Here is a 15,486-nt window from a genome sequence, read left to right as displayed (position 1 = left end):
CGTTGGGGGTTCGGGGATCACGCTACGCCTCGGCGTCCGCATGATGACACCGCCGTCTCACGATGTGGGCTACACGGTGGTCGACCAGGCGGGTTTGCGGTCCTTGTCGACCAGCGCGGCGCGCACGCCCTCGTGGAAGTCGGCGGTGCGTGCGGTGCGGCACGCCGACTCCAGCTCCCGCGCCAGGCACTGCTCCAGCGTCGAGTCCGCGCCGGCCCGCAGCAGGTCGAAGGTCATCGCCAGGCTCGCCGGCGAGGCCGCGTCCAGCAGGGCCAGCGTGTCGCCTGCCCAGTCCCGCGCCCGCGTCTCGGCCGCCAGCCTGGCCCGCACCTGCGCGAGGTCGGGGGCGGAGAAGCAGCGGGCGATCTCTTCCACGTGGGCAGGGGGCGGCGGGCTCTGCGTCCTCGCGGCGAAGTGCCGCAGCACGGCGTCGGGCCCGTCGCCGGCCGCCGCCAGCGCGGCCTCCAGAGCCGGCAGGTCGGCCGCCGTGACGTAGTGGGTGGCGAGCCCGCAGGCCACGGCGTCCTGCCCGCCGACCCGCGCCCCGGTCAGCCCCAGATACCAGCCGAAGGCGCCCGGCAGGCGGGGAAGGAACCAGCTCGCGCCGATGTCGGGGAAGAAGCCGATGCCCGTCTCCGGCATGGCGAGCACGGCGCGCTCGGTCACCACCCGCGCGGAGCCGTGCACGGAGATGCCCAGGCCGCCGCCCATCGCGTAGCCGTCGATCACGGCGGTGTACGGCTTGGGATAGCGGGCGATCAGCGCGTTGAGCCCGTATTCGGCGGAGAAGTACGTACGGACCGCGGTGTCGTCGCCGGCCAGGCCGGCGGCCCGTACGGCCAGGATGTCGCCGCCCGCGCAGAACGCCTTGGGCGAGGTGCTGCGGACGACCACGGACCGTACGGCGGGGTCGTCCCGCCACGCCGTGAGGGCAGCGGTCATGCGGCGGACCATCGTGAGGTCCAGGGCGTTCAGCGCGGCGGGGCGCGCCAGCGCCAGGACCGCGGTGCCGCTGTCGTCGACCCGGGTCTGCACGGAGTCCGCGGGTTCGGCCCGGTCCGGCTTGCGCATGCTGGCTCCCCTGCGTCGAACGGCCTGCCCTTCGCAGGCTGCCGCTCCATGAAAACACCCGGCCCTTGCAGGCCTTTCCTGAGGCCGCCGGATCTGCCGGCCGCACCCCGGCGCGCGGGGCGGGGCGGGGGCGCACCCGGGAATTGATAAGGTGCGGGCGGGTCGTGACTGGCGCGCTGGGATGGGGTCAACCATCGGGGAGCGGCTCGGCGGGAGATGAGAGCCGTGCGCCTGGGCCGTCCGTTGACGACAACCGGAGGACCGCCATGGCAGCAGACGCGTACAGCACGGAGTCGATCGCCTTCCGCAGTGCCCTTGAGGTGATCCGCGGGGTCGAGCCGCGGGTGGCCGACGCCATCGGCGCGGAGCTGGCCGACCAGCGCGAGATGCTCAAGCTGATCGCCAGCGAGAACTACGCCTCCCCCGCCGTGCTGCTGGCGATGGGCAACTGGTTCAGCGACAAGTACGCCGAGGGCACGGTCGGCCGCCGCTTCTACGCCGGCTGCCGCAATGTCGACACCGTCGAGGCCCTGGCCGCCGAGCACGCCCGCAACGTCTTCGGCGCGGCGCACGCGTATGTGCAGCCGCACTCCGGGATCGACGCGAACCTGGTGGCTTTCTGGGCGGTGCTCTCGCAGCGGGTGGAGACACCGGGGCTCGCCAGGGCCGGGGTGCGGCAGGTCAACGACCTGTCGGAGCAGGACTGGGCGCAACTGCGGGCGGAGTTCGGCAACCAGCGGATGCTGGGCATGTCGCTGGACGCCGGCGGCCACCTCACACACGGCTTCCGGCCGAACATCTCGGGGAAGATGTTCGACCAGCGCAGCTACGGCACCGACCCGGTGACCGGTCTGCTGGACTACGAGGCGCTGCGGGCGACGGCCCGCGAGTTCCGCCCGCTGATCATCGTGGCGGGCTACTCCGCCTACCCCCGGCTGGTGAACTTCCGCATCATGCGGGAGATCGCCGACGAGGTGGGCGCGACCTTGATGGTCGACATGGCCCACTTCGCGGGCCTGGTCGCCGGCAAGGTGCTGACCGGCGACTTCGACCCGGTGCCGCACGCGAACGTCGTCACCACCACCACCCACAAGTCGCTGCGCGGGCCGCGCGGCGGCATGGTGCTGTGCGACGACTCGCTGGCCGAGCACGTCGACCGCGGCTGCCCGATGGTGCTCGGCGGCCCCCTGCCGCATGTGATGGCGGCGAAGGCGGTGGCGCTGGCCGAGGCGTCCAGGCCGGAGTTCGGGGCGTACGCGCAGCGGATCGTGGACAACGCGCGGGCGCTGGCCAAGGGGCTGCTCACCCGGGGCGCGAAGCTGGTCACCGGCGGCACGGACAACCATCTGGTGCTGATCGACGTGTCCGGCTACGGCCTGACGGGCCGGCAGGCCGAGGCGGCGCTGCTGGACGCGGGCATCGTCACCAACCGCAACTCGGTGCCGCAGGACCCGAACGGCGCCTGGTACACCTCGGGCATCAGGATCGGCACTCCCGCGCTGACCACCCGCGGCCTCGGCGTCCAGGAGATGGACGAGATCGCCGGGCTCATCGACACGGTGCTGTCGGGCACGACGGCCGCGGCGGCGCCCAAGGGCGGGCTGTCCAAGGCGCACCACGTGCTGGACGCGGCGGTCGCCGACCAGGTCGCCAAGCGGGCCTGCGACCTGCTGGCCGGCTTCCCGCTCTACCCGGGCATCGACCTGAGCTGACCCGCGTACCGCACATGGCGAAGGCCCGGCCGGTTCGGCCGGGCCTTCGCCATGTGCCCTACGCGTCAGGTGAAAGACGCGTAGGTGAAGGCCGCGTCAGGTGAAGGACCAGAGCACGCCGTGGCCCGCGATCACCACCCCGACCTGGATCGCGAGGGCCGCGACACCGAGGGCGAGGCCGAGGAAGGCGCGGGCGCGGCGGCGGGTGCCGCGGGCCAGGGCGGTGAGGGCCAGCACGATCGCGGCCGGGCCGAGCACCAGGTTGAGGACCAGCAGGCCGGGCAGGCCGAGCAGGAAGGAGGCGACGGCCATGCCGTCGGCGTCACGGGTGGGAGCGGCCGGCGTGCCGGTCGCGGCCGGGTGGGCTGCGGTGTTCACGGTGTCCTCTCCAGGAAGCCGGGGGAAGTGCGCGGTTCGGGGTTCCGCCGCGTTCGCGGCGCGGCGTCGGGTCAGCCGCGGTGCCGGCCGACGGCCTCGCGTATCGCGAAGGCGAGCAGCCAGACCGCGATGGCGGCGGACGCGACGGTGAACGCGGTAAGCGAGATGTGGGCGCTGGTGCCCATGATCACGCCGAAGCAGAGCAGGAGGACGACGAGGCTCATGCCGACTGCACCTCCGAGGTGTGGGAATTTGGGATAACACTTGTTCACTGAGTCCGATTCTACAGTGGCGGATTCGGGAGAACGGTTGTTTACTGAATGACATGAGTCACACACCGGGCATCCGGCAGGCCCAGAAGGAGCAGACCCGGCAGGCACTGCTGGACGCCGGGCTGCGGCTTCTCGACCGGCAGAGCCTGAGCAGCCTGGGTCTGCGCGAGGTGACCCGGGCGGTCGGAGTGACGCCGGCCGCCTTCTACCGGCACTTCCCCGACATGGCGGCGCTGGGCGTGGCCCTGGTCAGCGAGGCGCTGGGCAGCCTGCACGCGGTGATCAGGAACGCGATGACCGCCGGCGGCCAGGACTCCGACGAGCTGATCGACCGCACGGTGGCCATAACCGCGGGCTACGTGGACGAGCACCGCGCGCACGTCCGCTTCATCGCGCGCGAGCGTTACGGCGGGGTGCGGCCGGTACGCCAGGCGATCGCCGCCGAACTGGGGCGCTTCACCGACGAGGTGGCGGCCGGGCTCGCGTCACAACCGGTGTCGGCGGGGTGGAACGCGGCGGACCTGCGGGTGCTGGCCGGGCTGTACGTCGACCACATGGTGCTGACGGCCGCGGCCATCATGGAGGCGCCGCAGGACGATCGGGCGGCGCGGGAGGAGATCACCCGCGCGGCCCGGCTGCAGATGCAGATCATCAGCGTGGGGCGGAGGCACTGGGACGAGAGGCCGGCGTGATCACGCCCAGCGCTGCCGGCGGCGGGGCGCGCGCTCTCGCCGGCGCGAACGGTGAACCGCTCGCGCCGGCGCCCTCCCCCTGATGTCGCCGCGCTCCCCCGCGCGAGCGAACCCGGCGCCCTTGGGCACCATTGCCCCGATGGTGGACCAGGCAGTTCGTCCACGGGAGGACAGAACGCGCCAGACAGCGGACGGAACGCGCCAGCCCGGGCGTAGGCTTCGGGAGCGCTCCCGACGCGGCGCGCACCGGGCTGTCCCCTGGTCGCCCCCACCCGCACAGACCGCCGCAGACAGCAGACTTGCCGAGGTGACTGGCATGCCGCACTCCGAGCCTCCGCCGCCGGCCGCCGCCGAGCCGGCCGCGACCGCCGCGCTGACCGACTGCGTCGTGGTGCCCAGATTCATCGCCAGAGCCGCCGCGCGTGACGGCGCGGAGGCCGACGCGCTGGTGAGGGCCGCGGGCCTGCCGACCGCGCTGCGCGCCCCGGACACCGCGCGGATGCCGTCGGCCGGCACCTTCCGGCTGTGGCGCGAGGTGCTGACCCGCACCGGGCGGGCCGACGCGGGCCTGCTGACCGCCATGCGCTACCGGCACGGGCACTTCGACCTGGTCGACTATCTGATCAGCACCGCGCCGACCCTGGGGGAGGGCCTCGCGCTCGGCGCCAGGCACGTGCACCTGGTGAGCAGCAGTTCCCGGCTCACCACCGACGTGTCGGGCGACGAGGTCACGGTCACCTACGACATCCTGCGCCCGGACCACGAGATGCGCGGCGTGGTGGCCGAGTTCGTCCTCGCGGTACTCACCGGGCAGCTGCGGCACGGCACCGGGAAAGCGCTCTCGCCGATCCGGGTGTCCTTCGCCCACCGGGCACCGCGGCGGACCACCGCGCACGCCGACTGCTTCGGCAGCGCCAGGGTCGACTTCGGCGCCCCCGCCGATACGCTCACCCTGCACCGCAGGGACCTGGCGCTGCCGATGGTCACCGCGGACCCGGCGCTCGCCGCGATCATCAAGCGGTCCGCCGCGGCCTTCCCGCCCCCACCGCTGGGGCCGGCCGACCCGCTGCCGGGCCTGCGGACCGCGATCCTCGCGCAACTGGCCGACGGCCGACCGTCGTTGAGCAGCACCGCCCGCAGTCTCGCGGTCAGCCCGCGCACCTTGCAGCGGCGGCTCGCCGAGTCCGGCACCACCTGGCGGGCCGAACTCGACTCCGTACGCAGGGAACGCTCGGCCGGCCTGCGCCGCTCCGGCACCGACTCCGCCCAACGCGCCGCCGCACGGCTCGGCTTCGCCGAGACCCGGTCGCTGCGGCGGGCGATGAACCGGTGGGACGCCCGCGACACCGGCCGGGCGGCGGCGCCGGCCCCCCGACCGGAACAGGAGCCGTGAGCGCATGACCGGCGGCCACGACGACCGGCGGGAGCCCGGGGAGCACGCCGAGGGCGGCGACCCGGTGTGCTGGCTCGACCGGGTCTGCGTCACGTGCGGTGCGATGCGCGAGGACATGAGGGCCGACCGCTGCGCCCGCTGCGACGCCCCCTTCCCCGGCGCCGAACACCCGGGCGGTACGCGGCAGCCGCCCGCCGGCTGATCCCGCTCGACCCCCGAGTCCCCTTCTCCCGTACCGCAGGAGCGACCAGCACATGTCCGAGCACGTCGCCGTCTTCAGCGCGACCGCCGGCTACCGGCACGACTCGATCGGCGCCGGCGCCGCCGCGCTCGCCGAACTCGCCGCACCCGAGGGCCTGTCGGTACGGCACACCGAGGATCCCCGGGAGCTGACCCGCCTGCTGGCGTCGGACTGCGCCGCGGTGGTCTTCCTCTCCCCCACCGGCGAGGTGCTCGACGACGGCGCCCGGCACGCGCTGCGGGCGTACGTCACCGGGGGCGGCGGCTTCCTCGGGGTGCACGCCGCGACCTGCGCCGAATACGACTGGGATTGGTACGGCGAGCTGACCGGGGCGCGGTTCACCGGGCATCCCGCCGTGCAGACCGCCGCGGTGACGGTGGAGGACCCGGGCCATCCCGCGACCTCGCACCTGCCGCGCGCCTGGGAATGGACCGACGAGTGGTACGACTTCGCCGCCAGTCCGCGCGGCGCCGGTGTGCGGGTACTGGCGTCGGTGGACGAACGGCGGTATGAAGGCGGCACGATGGGCGCCGACCATCCGCTGGCCTGGTGCCGGCAGGTCGGTGCGGGCCGGTCGTTCTCCACCGCGCTCGGCCACACGGAAGAGGCCTACGCCGACCCGCGCTTCCTCGCGCATCTGCGGGGGGCGCTGCTGTGGTCGGCCGGGCGCGCGCAGGGCTGATCCGGTCGCCGGGGGGCGCGAAAACCGGCCGCACGCCCGGAAATGTCGGCGTTCGCGGGCGCAATCGGCGACGACGCTACTACCCTGAGTCGCCGGGCGGGGTTGGGTACGGCGAAGGCCGGGAGGACCGTATGGACGTGAGCGGCGCGGACACGGCAGAACCCGAGCGGTCGGGCGGTGCGCCGGCCGACCAGTTGGCCCGGCTGCTCGAAAGGGCGGACAACGGGGCCGCGGCGGCACGTCGACTGGACGCCGTCCGCTTCGCTTTGATGCACTACTGCGGCCTCCAGTCGTGCCGCCACACCAAGGGCCCGCCGCGGCGGATGAACCGGCGGACCTTCCGGCACAGCTTCCTGCTGCCGGACGGCAGCGTGCGGGTGCTGTGGGAGCTGGAGCACGACACCGGCCCTGACGCGCTGACCCACCGCTCGGTCTTCACCGAGCAGGAGGGGCTGACGCTCGCCGAGTGGGAGGTCGACACGGCCTTCGGCGGGTCCACGGGCCCGCAGGAGATGCCCTACGACGCGCGGACCGGCGCCCCGCGGCTGGACCGCGCCACCGAGGACGTGGACGCCCTGCTCGCACCGGGCCCGGAGAACGCTCTCCGGCGGGCCTACACCGAGGGCGACTCGGCCGAGCACGCCAGGCGGCTGCTGCGCAGGGCGGCCAACACCGGCGCCGGCGCGCCGGGCAGCGACGTCGGTATCCGGCTGCGCGCGGCCATCGCGCACGACATCAGCATCGTCACCCGTGGAACGGCGCTGGTCGCCGGCCGCCACGTGTCCTGGTCACTGTACGAGCACGCGTTCCTGCTGCTGGACGGCAGCGAGGTGAGCCTGTGGGAGATCGACCACACCCGCACGCCGAGCGGCGACCCGGTGTGCGAGGTCTACGCCTCGCAGGACGCCGCGATGGACACCGCGATCCGGCGGATCGAGGCGGGCTGAGCGCTGCGCGGCGGCCGCTGGCCGGGGCCGGACGGCAGCGGGTCGGCTCACCGGCGGGTCAGTTCACCGGCACGCCGGCGCCGGGGCGCCCCGCCCTCTCGACGGCCGCGGCGAGCGCCGCGGCGCTGATCAGCTCCTCGTGGGTGCCGGGGCTGCCGCAGGCATAGGCGCCCGAGACCGATCCGGCCAGCACGCACGCCTCCAACGTGGCACCGGAGAAGCGGCTGTGCAGGAAGGCGGTGAGGAAGGCGTCCCCGGCGCCGTTGCTGTCCACCACCGGGCGTTCCGGCGCGACGGCGGGGAAGTGCCGCGGCCCGCTGTCGCCGCGCTCCATGACGTGGCAGCCCGCGGCGCCGTCCGTCGCCACCACCAGGACCGCCCTGCCGTGCTCCAGGATCTGCCGCATGACCGCGGGAATGCGCTCCCCGACGGTGGCGGCGCTGAGAAAGACCAGGTCGGCGCCGTAGGCCCAGGGGTGTGCCGAGGCGTCCTCGCCGTCCCAGGCGTGCAGGTCGGTGGAGACGGTACGGCCGAGCCGCACCGCGTCGGCGAAGACGGCTTCCGCGTGCGGCGAGCGGGAGACGTGCACATGCCGGGCGGCTCCGAGATACGGCAGGTAGAAGTCGCGGGGCAGTGCGAGGTCGTGCGGGTGGCGGCCGTCGAAGAAGGAGAAGCGCCGCCCCTCGCGGTCCACCAGGTTGACGCTGCGCGGGGTGCCGGCCGGCGCCGGCAGATGGCTGAAGTCGAGGCCGGCGGCCGCGTAGCGGTCCAGGATCATCCGGCCCTGCGGGTCGTCGCCGAGGAAGTCGACGAACTTCGTGGACAGGCCCAGCGCGTGGAAGCCCAGGGCCACGCCGTTGCCGGTGTGCGCCACGTAGTCCCTGATCGGCGGGACGGCGAGGAAGTCGCCACCGGGGACGGCCAGTTCGTCCACCAGGACGATGGTGTCCACGCCGGTGCCGCCGACCACCAGCACGTCGTAGTCAGGGCCGGCCGGTGCGGTGCTGGTCATCCGTGCTCCCCGCCGCCGTCCAACGCGCCTCGTCGCGCTGCAACTTGCTGCAAGATATTGCCGAACCGCCCGGGTCCGCAAGAGATCATGGCCGGCGGCGGTTGTTCCGGTCGCCGTCCCGCCGCTCGCCGTGGACGCGCTGCCAGTCGCTCTCCCGCTCCCACTCCCGGGCGCGCTCGTGCTCCTCGTGGTCGGTGAGCACGATCAGCGAGAGCCGCGACAGCGGCGGTACGGGTCCACTGCGGCCCGCCCGGCGCCAGGCGATGGTCACGGTCAGCCGGATCATCTTCCTGGCCGCGTACAGCAGCAGTGCGGCCAGCGGCAGTTCGGCGACCACGGCGGTCACGACGGCGCCGGTCAGATCGTCGCTGTTCCAGTCGAGCACGATGTCGAACCACGCGTCGCAGCACAGCAGCGTGGCCGTGGCCACCGCCCACGGGATGAAGATCTGCAACCGGCGCCAGGCGCACAGCGCGGTGATGCCGAGCGCGACGATCAGCGCGCCGTCGAAGCCGACCCAGGCGTAGCGCCAGTTCGCGACCGTGCGGTGGGTCGGCAGGCTGACCGACAGGTAGGCGATCCACGGGATCAGGAACAGGAAGCTTCCGGTGATGACGGCGAGGAACATCGCCCGCATGTGGCGCACGTGCGGGTCGTTCGGCGACGGGACCTCTGGCTGCATGCGGCCCACTCTGCCCGATGGGCCCCGGGAACCAAGGTCATTTCGCCGCCGCGCCGGACGTGGCCGCCAGCAGGGCGTTGCAGTAGGCGGCGACCCGGCGGCTCCCGCCGGCCTCCCGCTGCAACCGGGCCGTCAACTTGGCCGCGGGCGGGCGGCCGTCGCGTACGGCCGCCGCGTACACCCGGCACAGCGCCTTGACCGCGTGCGGCGGCACGGCGACCCGGGTGTGCGGGGGCGGCGGCGCTCCGGTGGCGGGCGTCCGGGACACGGGCGCCTGGGGTGCCGTGCCGCCCGGCACGGTCAGGGGGCTGCCGGAAGGGGCGCCCGTGGCAGGCGCCGGGGCGGCCGTACGGGCCGCGGGCGCGCGCGGCGGGCCGCCGTGGGCGACGTGCCCGCGGGCCGGCAGGACGCCGGCGCCCGCCGCGACCGCGACGCCGCACAGCGCGAAGACCGCGACCAGCCCGCCGGCCAGCGCCCGCGCGGACCGCAGGGACCGGCGGCGCCGCCGGCCGCCCTGGGCCGGCCTGGCCGCACCTGCCGACCGGACGGTCGCGGCGGCCCGGAAGGCGGAGACCGCGGCCTGCTCCCGCGCGGGATCGACGGCACTTCCGCGTGCCGCGGCGGTCAGCACCACCAGGAGAGCGCTCCACCGCGGATCCCCCGCCTCCCCGCCGGCCACCCGGTCCACCAGTCGCTCGACCTCCGCCGCCCCCGGCTCGCTCCCGCCCCGCACCTCACGCCTCCCCGTCGCCACCGCAGCCCGACCCCCCGCCGCCCGGCGGGTCGCTCGCGCCCGCCGGCTCCTGCTCGCCGGGCCCGCCCACCGCTTCCCGCCCGTCTCCCCCACCGCCCGCGTCCACCGCGCCCGGCACGCCGAGCACACCTGGCCCGTCCATCGCGTCACCCGCGCCCGGCGCGCCCTCCGCGGCAGAGCCGCGCGGCGGGGCGAGTTGCTCCGCGAGGCGGCGCAGGCCGCGGTGGGCGGCGGTGCGGACGGCGCCGGGGCGTTTGCCGAGGACCTCGGCCGCGGCCGGGCTGCTCAGGCCGACGACCACGCGGAGCAGGACGGCTTCCGCCTGGTCGGGGGGCAGGGCGGCGATCATCGCCAGGGCGCGGGCGGTGGACAGGTTCTCCAGGGCGACCCCCGCGGTGTCGGGTGCGGCCGCGGGTTCGCCCGCGACCGTGTCGAGGGCGGTGGTACGCGGGCGGGAGCCGAGACGGCGCAGGTGGTCCAGCGCGCGGTGCCTGGCGATGGTCGCCGTCCAGGCGCGGAAGGCGGCGCCGTCGCCGTGGAAGGCGGCCAGGTCGCGGACGATGTCGTGCCAGGCGTCGGCGGCCACGTCGTCCGCGTCGTCGCCGACCAGACCGCGTACGTATCCCAGCAGCATCGGCTGGACCGCGCGGTAGACGACACCGAAGGCGGCCTCGTCGCCGTCGCGGGCTCGCGTCACGGCGCGGCCGAGCGCCCCGTCGTCCGCCCGGGCACGCCGCCGCCCACCGGCACCGACCACCGTTCCCTCTTCGTACGTCGCGGCACCGCGCATCGTGCCCATGTCCCCGGGGCGGTGGTCCCCGCGGGGTGGCCGTCCCGACAGGTACAGCGCCGGGGCCGCGACAGGTGTCACACCGCGCCCCGGCAGGGCGCGGTGCCGGGAGCCGGGCGGTACGCGCGTGGCGCCATGCCGCCGGCCCCCCTCGCTCGATGGCGGACCGCGCGCCGCCCTCGGGCGCACGGTCCTGCTTCTCACAGCGCTCAGGACGCCGAAAACGTCACACCGGCCCCATCCGCACCCCGCGTGCAAGGGCTGCGGCGCGGGTGCGGACGGGGCCGGGGACAGGACCGGGGCCGGGAAGGGCACGGTGCTCAGTGCGGGAACAGCGAGGGACTGGCGTTGTGGACGAGTTCGAGGGCCTGCTGCGGGAACCACTTGCCCGCCGCCGGGTCCTGGTAGCCGCGCTCGGGGTCGGCGGGGCCCGCCGTGCCGCGGGTGCACTGGCCGTCGGACTCGCCGGGGATCTTCACCCAGAGCCTGGCGTCCTGGAGCGGGTCGCCGGTGTTCAGGGTCGGGCGGGCGCCGAGGCCGCGTCCGGGCGGGTTGCACCAGTCCTGGGCGTCGCTGTAGACGCCGGCAGGCGGGGTCCAGGGGCCCTGGCCGTTGCGGCTGGTGTCGGCGATGAAGTGCTTCATCGCCGAGGGCGCGGTGCGGACGTTGGCGTCCAGCCATGTCTGGGCGTCGTTGACCGGCCAGTACTGGTTGGGGCAGGCGGTCGCGGCGCCGCCGTCCGAGACGTAGGCGAGGCAGGACGACAGCAGCTTGCCGTACCAGGCGATCTCGCTGTCGGAGCGGTAGTTGGAGATGTTGAGGTAGAAGCCGGTGGCGTCGGCGACACCGCCGGCGATCAGCCGCGGCACGATGTCGTTGATGCTGTGCCAGCCGCTGTGGCCCGCGTCGAGGTAGACCTTGGTGCCGGCGAGCGGCTCCAGGGCGTCGACGGCGTAGTGGATCTGGGCGTAGCGCTGGGCGGTCATGGTGCCCTGGGCGTCGTCCATGCCGCAGTCGGAGGGCACCAGGGCCAGCGAGTCGGGCTCCAGGACGACGTCGGCGGGCCGGTTGCCGATGCCGGCCTTCACCGCGTCGATCCAGGCCTGGTACTCGGCGCTGTCGGCGGCGCCGCCGGCGGAGTACTGGGCGCAGTCGCGGCCGGGGATGTTGTAGAGCGCGAGCACCGGCAGGGCGTGCCGGCGGGCGGCGTCGGAGACGGTCTTGTCGACGGCCTTGCGGGTGTCGGCGGGGCTGGTGCCGCCGTCGAACCAGACGGCCTGCGGGGTCAGGGTCATGGCCAGCAGGCCGGCGGCGTCCTTGAGCTGCCGGTGCTTGAGGAGGTCCAGGATCTGCGCGTTCGCGTCCGGGTTGGCCGGCGGGGTGAACAGCGCCGTGGGGGCGGCTGCTTGGTGGCCGGGCGCCGTGGCGTGCGCCGGCACGGCGGCCGTGACGGCGGCAAGTGCGGCGGTGGCCGCGGCGACGGTGAGCGTACGGGTACGTGCGCGGACGCGTGCGGTCATGCGGGTGGGCTCCTTGGGAAGCGGACACGAGTGCCGTTCTGGGAGCACTCCCCGAGTGGGGGGTGGGAGCGCTCCCACGTTCACAAGGAATTAACTCCTCAGCACTGACTGCAGTCAATCCCCTGTGCGGGCTTCAAGAAATGAAGACTCTTCAAGCCCGCACAGGGTCGGGGCCGGACACAGGCGCGAGTCGCGGTCCCCTACTTGAGGGCCCCCGTCACCAGGTCGATCCGCCAGAAGCGCTGGAGCGACAGGAACAGCGCGATCACCGGGAGGACGGAGAGCAGGGTCCCGGTGATCACCAGCGAGTAGAGCGAGGCCTCGGCGGCGCCGTGCCGCAGCATGCTGTAAAGCCCCACCGTGAGCGGGAACTTGTCGTCGGAGGTGAGCATCACGTACGGCAGCAGGAAGTTGTTCCAGATCGCGATGAACTGGAGCAGGAACACGGTCACGAGTCCAGGCCCCATCAGTCGCAGGCCCACCGAGACGAACAGCCGCCCCTCCCCCGCCCCGTCGATCCGCCCGGCTTCGAGCAGCGAGTCGGGGACGGCGGACTGGGCGTAGATCTTGCACAGGTAGATGCCGTAGGGGTTGAACAGCTGCGGCAGCAGCACCCCGACCAGGCTGTCCGTCAGACCGGCCTTGGACAGCAGCAGGTACTGCGGCACGGCGAGCACGATCTGCGGCAGCAGCACCCCGGCGAGGATGGTGTTGAACAGCGCGCTCCTGCCGCGGAACTCGTACTTCGCCAGCGCGTAGCCGGTCGCGGCCGACACGAACGACGCGAGCAGCCCGCCTGCGGCGGCGTAGAAGAAGCTGTTGAGCATCCAGTGCCAGAAGATGCCGCCCTGGTAGGCGGACAGGTCGCGGATGTTGTGCACGATGCCGAGGTCGAGGGACGGCGTGTAGGTGTCGGTGGAGAAGAGCTTGGTGCGGGACTTGGTCGCCGCGACGAGGATCCACAGCGTGGGCACGACGCAGTAGAGCGCGCCGAGCACCAGGGCGGTGGTGGGGAGGACCGCGATCCGCCGCGGGCGGCGGGCCGCCGGCACCGGGGCGCTGCGGTCGCGGGGCGGGGCCGAGGTCCCGGCCATGGCGGTCATGCGGCCTCCTGCTGGACCCGGGACTGGATGATGCGGGCGGTGGCGAAGGACACCGCGAGGGCAGCCGCGGTCAGCACCACGGAGGTGGCGGCGGCCGAGTAGATGTCGGAGTTGCCGAAGGCGTCGTCGTAGATCTTCATCAGCGGCACCCAGGTGGACGACACCGCGTTGGACAGCGGTTTGAGGGTGTTGGGCTCGTTGAAGACCTGGAGTGCGGCGAGCACCGTGAACAGCGTGCACATCACGACGGCGGGCATCACCATCGGCACCTTGACGCGCAGCACGATCTGCCGCTCCGAGGCGCCGTCGAGGCGGGCGGACTCGGAGAGTTCGGCGGGCAGGGCGCGCAGCGCGGTGTAGATGACGATCATGTTGAAGCCGACCGCTCCCCACACCGCGACGTTGCCGACCGAGAAGTAGACGGCGACCTGGCCGAAGAAGTCCACCCGGTCGCCGCCGATGGGGCTGGTGGCGGGCAGGTAGAGGAACCCCCACATCAGCGAGGCGATCACGCCGGGGACCGCGTACGGCAGGAAGATCGTCAGCCGGGTGATCCGCTTGAGCCGGGTGCGCTCCAGATCGAGCAGCACCGCGAAGAGCAGGGCGAAGAAGACCGTGGCGGGCACGGTGACGGCGCCCAGCGCCAGCATCCGCAGCACTCCCGACCAGAGGTCGGAATCGCCCAGCACGTCACGGTAGTTGGCAAGGCCGGCGAAGACGGTGTGGGTGCCGCCGCCGAGCAGGCCGCCGTTGACCTTGCGGCGCTGGAAGCTGAGCAGCAGCGCGTAGCCGCCGGGGGCCACCACGAAGGCGGCGAAGAGCAGTACGGCGGGCAGGACCAGCAGGTACGGGAATCCGCCGGTCCTGCGCGCGGGCGTCGTGGTGCGTGCCATCAGCCGACCGTGAATCCGAGCTTCTTCATGTCCGCGACGGTCGCGTTCTGCATGCTGTCCAGCGCGCCGCTGAAGGAGCCGCCGGACTGCAGGGCCTTGCTGAAACCGTCGGTGTAGCCGGTGAAGGTGACGGTCACGTCGGGGCCCCACATCGGGAAGCTGCGGGCGGCGGGGGCGACCTTCTTCACCTCTGCGTAGAAGTCGGGCTGGTTGGGGAAGAAGGCGGGCGCGGCCTGGAGCACCGGCAGTGAACGGCCCGAGGTGGCGGCCGGGTAGACGTTGATCTGCTTGACCTGCTCGGTCACCGCGGCGTCGTCGGTGTTCAGCCAGGACGCGAACTCGGCTGCCTCCGCCGGGTGCTCGGAGTCAGTGGTGACGGTGGTCGCCGAGCCGCCCCAGATGCCGGTGGCCGGGTCGCCCGCGGTCCAGGCCGGCAGTGGCGCCACCGCCCACTTGCCCTTCGTGCCGGGCGCGATGCCGCCGAGCTGGGCGGGCGCCCAGGCGCCGGAGATCCAGCTGAGGAGCGTGCCGTCGTTCATCTGCTTGTTCCACTGCGGGGAGAAGGACGGGTTCTTGGCGATGCTGCCGCCGTCGACCAGGCCCTGCCAGTATCCGGCCACCTTCTTGGTGGGCGCGTCGGCGATGTCGACCTTCCAGGAGTCGCCGGTGGTGGACCACCAGTCGGCGCCCGCCTGCTGGGCCAGACCGGTGAACCAGCCGGGGTCGGCCGCGTCGAAGTTGGTCAGGTACGACCTCGGGGCCCTGCTGCGCACGGACTTGGCCTCGGCGGCGAATTCGTCCCAGGTCTTCGGCACGCTCAGGCCGTACTTGGCGAACAGGTCGGTGCGGTAGAAGAGCATCAGCGGGGCGACGTCCTGCGGGACGCCGTAGACCTTGCCCTGGAAGACGGTGCTCTTCAAGGTGGCGTCGTCGTACCTGGTGACGGTGTCCTTGGTGTAGTCGGTGATGTCGGCGACGACGCCCTTGGACACCAGCGCGGGCAGCGACTGGTATTCGACCTTGGCGATGTCGGGGCCGTTCTTCGCTTCGTGGGCGGTGATCATCTTCGCCACCAGCTGGTCGCCGCCGGCCGGGTTGGAGAGCTTGACCTGGATGTCGGGGTGGCTGCTGTTCCAGGTGGCCACCACCTTGTCGATGTTCGGGTCCCAGTCCCAGAAGGTCAGCGTGACCTTGCCCTTGCTCTTCGCGGTGCCGGACGCGTCGGACTTCTTGCCGGAACTCCCGCCCCCGCAGGCCGCGGTCGCGACCAGCAGCCCGGCTGCCAGCAGCGCGACTGCGGCGGCGCCGCGCCGTCTTCTCGGTATCACGCTCATGGGGTCGTCC

At 73.4% G+C, this 15,486-nt stretch carries 17 protein-coding genes and 1 riboswitch; of the genes, 6 read left to right on the top strand and 11 right to left on the bottom strand.

Going from position 1 to position 15,486, the window contains the following annotated elements:
- Positions 1-69: 69 nt before the first annotated feature.
- Positions 70-1,071, bottom strand: a complete 1,002-nt coding sequence (locus BUE44_RS08860; protein ID WP_079189598.1) for an enoyl-CoA hydratase/isomerase family protein — start codon at positions 1,069-1,071, stop codon at positions 70-72.
- 154 nt (positions 1,072-1,225) lie between these two features.
- Positions 1,226-1,315: riboswitch (ZMP/ZTP riboswitch) on the top strand.
- A 22-nt stretch (positions 1,316-1,337) separates the two neighbouring features.
- Here BUE44_RS08860 and BUE44_RS08855 point away from each other — a divergent pair.
- Positions 1,338-2,783 carry a glycine hydroxymethyltransferase gene (locus BUE44_RS08855; protein WP_073495837.1) on the top strand — a complete coding sequence of 482 codons (1,446 nt, stop codon included), beginning with the start codon at positions 1,338-1,340 and terminating at the stop codon, positions 2,781-2,783.
- Positions 2,784-2,879: 96 nt separating this feature from the next.
- On the opposite strand, the gene BUE44_RS08850 is transcribed toward BUE44_RS08855, so the two are convergent.
- Entirely contained in the window at positions 2,880-3,161 is a 282-nt protein-coding gene (locus BUE44_RS08850; protein ID WP_407640013.1) for a DUF4190 domain-containing protein, read from the bottom strand.
- A 71-nt stretch (positions 3,162-3,232) separates the two neighbouring features.
- Positions 3,233-3,385 (bottom strand): hypothetical protein, encoded by a 153-nt coding sequence (locus BUE44_RS37820; RefSeq protein ID WP_200804374.1) that lies wholly within the window; start codon positions 3,383-3,385, stop codon positions 3,233-3,235.
- 101 nt (positions 3,386-3,486) lie between these two features.
- Between BUE44_RS37820 and BUE44_RS08845 the strand changes: the two genes are divergently transcribed.
- From BUE44_RS08845 to BUE44_RS08825, 5 genes are all read left to right on the top strand, one after another.
- Positions 3,487-4,125 carry a TetR family transcriptional regulator gene (locus BUE44_RS08845; protein ID WP_073495835.1) on the top strand — a complete coding sequence of 213 codons (639 nt, stop codon included), beginning with the start codon at positions 3,487-3,489 and terminating at the stop codon, positions 4,123-4,125.
- Between the two features lie 316 nt (positions 4,126-4,441).
- Positions 4,442-5,518: an AraC family transcriptional regulator gene (locus tag BUE44_RS08840; RefSeq protein WP_073495833.1), complete on the top strand. Its 1,077-nt coding sequence runs from the start codon at positions 4,442-4,444 to the stop codon at positions 5,516-5,518.
- 4 nt (positions 5,519-5,522) lie between these two features.
- Complete coding sequence (locus BUE44_RS08835; RefSeq protein ID WP_073495828.1) at positions 5,523-5,720, top strand: hypothetical protein; 198 nt, start codon at positions 5,523-5,525, stop codon at positions 5,718-5,720.
- Positions 5,721-5,772: 52 nt separating this feature from the next.
- Positions 5,773-6,441, top strand: a complete 669-nt coding sequence (locus tag BUE44_RS08830; protein ID WP_073495826.1) for a ThuA domain-containing protein — start codon at positions 5,773-5,775, stop codon at positions 6,439-6,441.
- A gap of 131 nt (positions 6,442-6,572) precedes the next feature.
- On the top strand, positions 6,573-7,388 hold the full coding sequence (locus BUE44_RS08825) for a DUF6227 family protein (RefSeq protein ID WP_073495824.1): 816 nt from the start codon (positions 6,573-6,575) through the stop codon (positions 7,386-7,388).
- 58 nt (positions 7,389-7,446) lie between these two features.
- On the opposite strand, the gene BUE44_RS08820 is transcribed toward BUE44_RS08825, so the two are convergent.
- The 8 genes from BUE44_RS08820 to BUE44_RS08785 all read right to left on the bottom strand — a co-directional run bounded on the left by BUE44_RS08820 (position 7,447) and on the right by BUE44_RS08785 (position 15,476).
- Positions 7,447-8,400 (bottom strand): carbohydrate kinase family protein, encoded by a 954-nt coding sequence (locus tag BUE44_RS08820; protein ID WP_073495822.1) that lies wholly within the window; start codon positions 8,398-8,400, stop codon positions 7,447-7,449.
- An 85-nt stretch (positions 8,401-8,485) separates the two neighbouring features.
- Positions 8,486-9,082: a hypothetical protein gene (locus tag BUE44_RS08815; protein ID WP_143172490.1), complete on the bottom strand. Its 597-nt coding sequence runs from the start codon at positions 9,080-9,082 to the stop codon at positions 8,486-8,488.
- A 37-nt stretch (positions 9,083-9,119) separates the two neighbouring features.
- Positions 9,120-9,815 carry a hypothetical protein gene (locus BUE44_RS08810; protein ID WP_073495818.1) on the bottom strand — a complete coding sequence of 232 codons (696 nt, stop codon included), beginning with the start codon at positions 9,813-9,815 and terminating at the stop codon, positions 9,120-9,122.
- A 1-nt stretch (position 9,816) separates the two neighbouring features.
- Positions 9,817-10,707 (bottom strand): RNA polymerase sigma factor, encoded by an 891-nt coding sequence (locus BUE44_RS08805; RefSeq protein WP_407640012.1) that lies wholly within the window; start codon positions 10,705-10,707, stop codon positions 9,817-9,819.
- 239 nt (positions 10,708-10,946) lie between these two features.
- A complete protein-coding gene (locus BUE44_RS08800; protein ID WP_073495813.1) occupies positions 10,947-12,146 on the bottom strand; it encodes a glycoside hydrolase family 6 protein in 1,200 nt (399 codons plus the stop codon).
- 200 nt (positions 12,147-12,346) lie between these two features.
- Positions 12,347-13,249, bottom strand: a complete 903-nt coding sequence (locus BUE44_RS08795; RefSeq protein ID WP_073495810.1) for a carbohydrate ABC transporter permease — start codon at positions 13,247-13,249, stop codon at positions 12,347-12,349.
- On the bottom strand, positions 13,246-14,142 hold the full coding sequence (locus tag BUE44_RS08790) for a carbohydrate ABC transporter permease (RefSeq protein WP_073495808.1): 897 nt from the start codon (positions 14,140-14,142) through the stop codon (positions 13,246-13,248). Before BUE44_RS08790 ends, BUE44_RS08795 begins: the two co-directional genes overlap by 4 nt.
- Positions 14,142-15,476: an ABC transporter substrate-binding protein gene (locus tag BUE44_RS08785; RefSeq protein ID WP_073495806.1), complete on the bottom strand. Its 1,335-nt coding sequence runs from the start codon at positions 15,474-15,476 to the stop codon at positions 14,142-14,144. The genes BUE44_RS08790 and BUE44_RS08785 overlap by 1 nt, the downstream gene beginning before the upstream one ends.
- Between the last annotated feature and the right edge of the window lie 10 nt (positions 15,477-15,486).

The sequence above is a fragment of the Actinacidiphila paucisporea genome, from assembly GCF_900142575.1.
GTDB classification, from domain to species: Bacteria; Actinomycetota; Actinomycetes; order Streptomycetales; family Streptomycetaceae; genus Actinacidiphila; species Actinacidiphila paucisporea.
The sequence above is the reverse complement of the archived record's forward strand: the minus strand, read 5'-3'. Positions and strand labels throughout refer to the sequence as shown.

What these genes read in the sequence shown, in the direction of transcription:
- BUE44_RS08815 (WP_143172490.1), bottom strand. Translation starts at nt 9,082, where the DNA reads ATGCAGCCAGAGGTCCCGTCGCCGAACGACCCGCACGTGCGCCACATG.
- BUE44_RS08795 (WP_073495810.1), bottom strand. Translation starts at nt 13,249, where the DNA reads ATGACCGCCATGGCCGGGACCTCGGCCCCGCCCCGCGACCGCAGCGCC.
- BUE44_RS08820 (WP_073495822.1), bottom strand. Translation starts at nt 8,400, where the DNA reads ATGACCAGCACCGCACCGGCCGGCCCTGACTACGACGTGCTGGTGGTC.
- BUE44_RS08835 (WP_073495828.1), top strand. Translation starts at nt 5,523, where the DNA reads ATGACCGGCGGCCACGACGACCGGCGGGAGCCCGGGGAGCACGCCGAG.
- BUE44_RS08845 (WP_073495835.1), top strand. Translation starts at nt 3,487, where the DNA reads ATGAGTCACACACCGGGCATCCGGCAGGCCCAGAAGGAGCAGACCCGG.
- BUE44_RS08860 (WP_079189598.1), bottom strand. Translation starts at nt 1,071, where the DNA reads ATGCGCAAGCCGGACCGGGCCGAACCCGCGGACTCCGTGCAGACCCGG.
- BUE44_RS08800 (WP_073495813.1), bottom strand. Translation starts at nt 12,146, where the DNA reads ATGACCGCACGCGTCCGCGCACGTACCCGTACGCTCACCGTCGCCGCG.
- BUE44_RS08790 (WP_073495808.1), bottom strand. Translation starts at nt 14,142, where the DNA reads ATGGCACGCACCACGACGCCCGCGCGCAGGACCGGCGGATTCCCGTAC.
- BUE44_RS08855 (WP_073495837.1), top strand. Translation starts at nt 1,338, where the DNA reads ATGGCAGCAGACGCGTACAGCACGGAGTCGATCGCCTTCCGCAGTGCC.
- BUE44_RS08785 (WP_073495806.1), bottom strand. Translation starts at nt 15,476, where the DNA reads ATGAGCGTGATACCGAGAAGACGGCGCGGCGCCGCCGCAGTCGCGCTG.
- BUE44_RS08840 (WP_073495833.1), top strand. Translation starts at nt 4,442, where the DNA reads ATGCCGCACTCCGAGCCTCCGCCGCCGGCCGCCGCCGAGCCGGCCGCG.
- BUE44_RS08825 (WP_073495824.1), top strand. Translation starts at nt 6,573, where the DNA reads ATGGACGTGAGCGGCGCGGACACGGCAGAACCCGAGCGGTCGGGCGGT.
- BUE44_RS37820 (WP_200804374.1), bottom strand. Translation starts at nt 3,385, where the DNA reads ATGAGCCTCGTCGTCCTCCTGCTCTGCTTCGGCGTGATCATGGGCACC.
- BUE44_RS08830 (WP_073495826.1), top strand. Translation starts at nt 5,773, where the DNA reads ATGTCCGAGCACGTCGCCGTCTTCAGCGCGACCGCCGGCTACCGGCAC.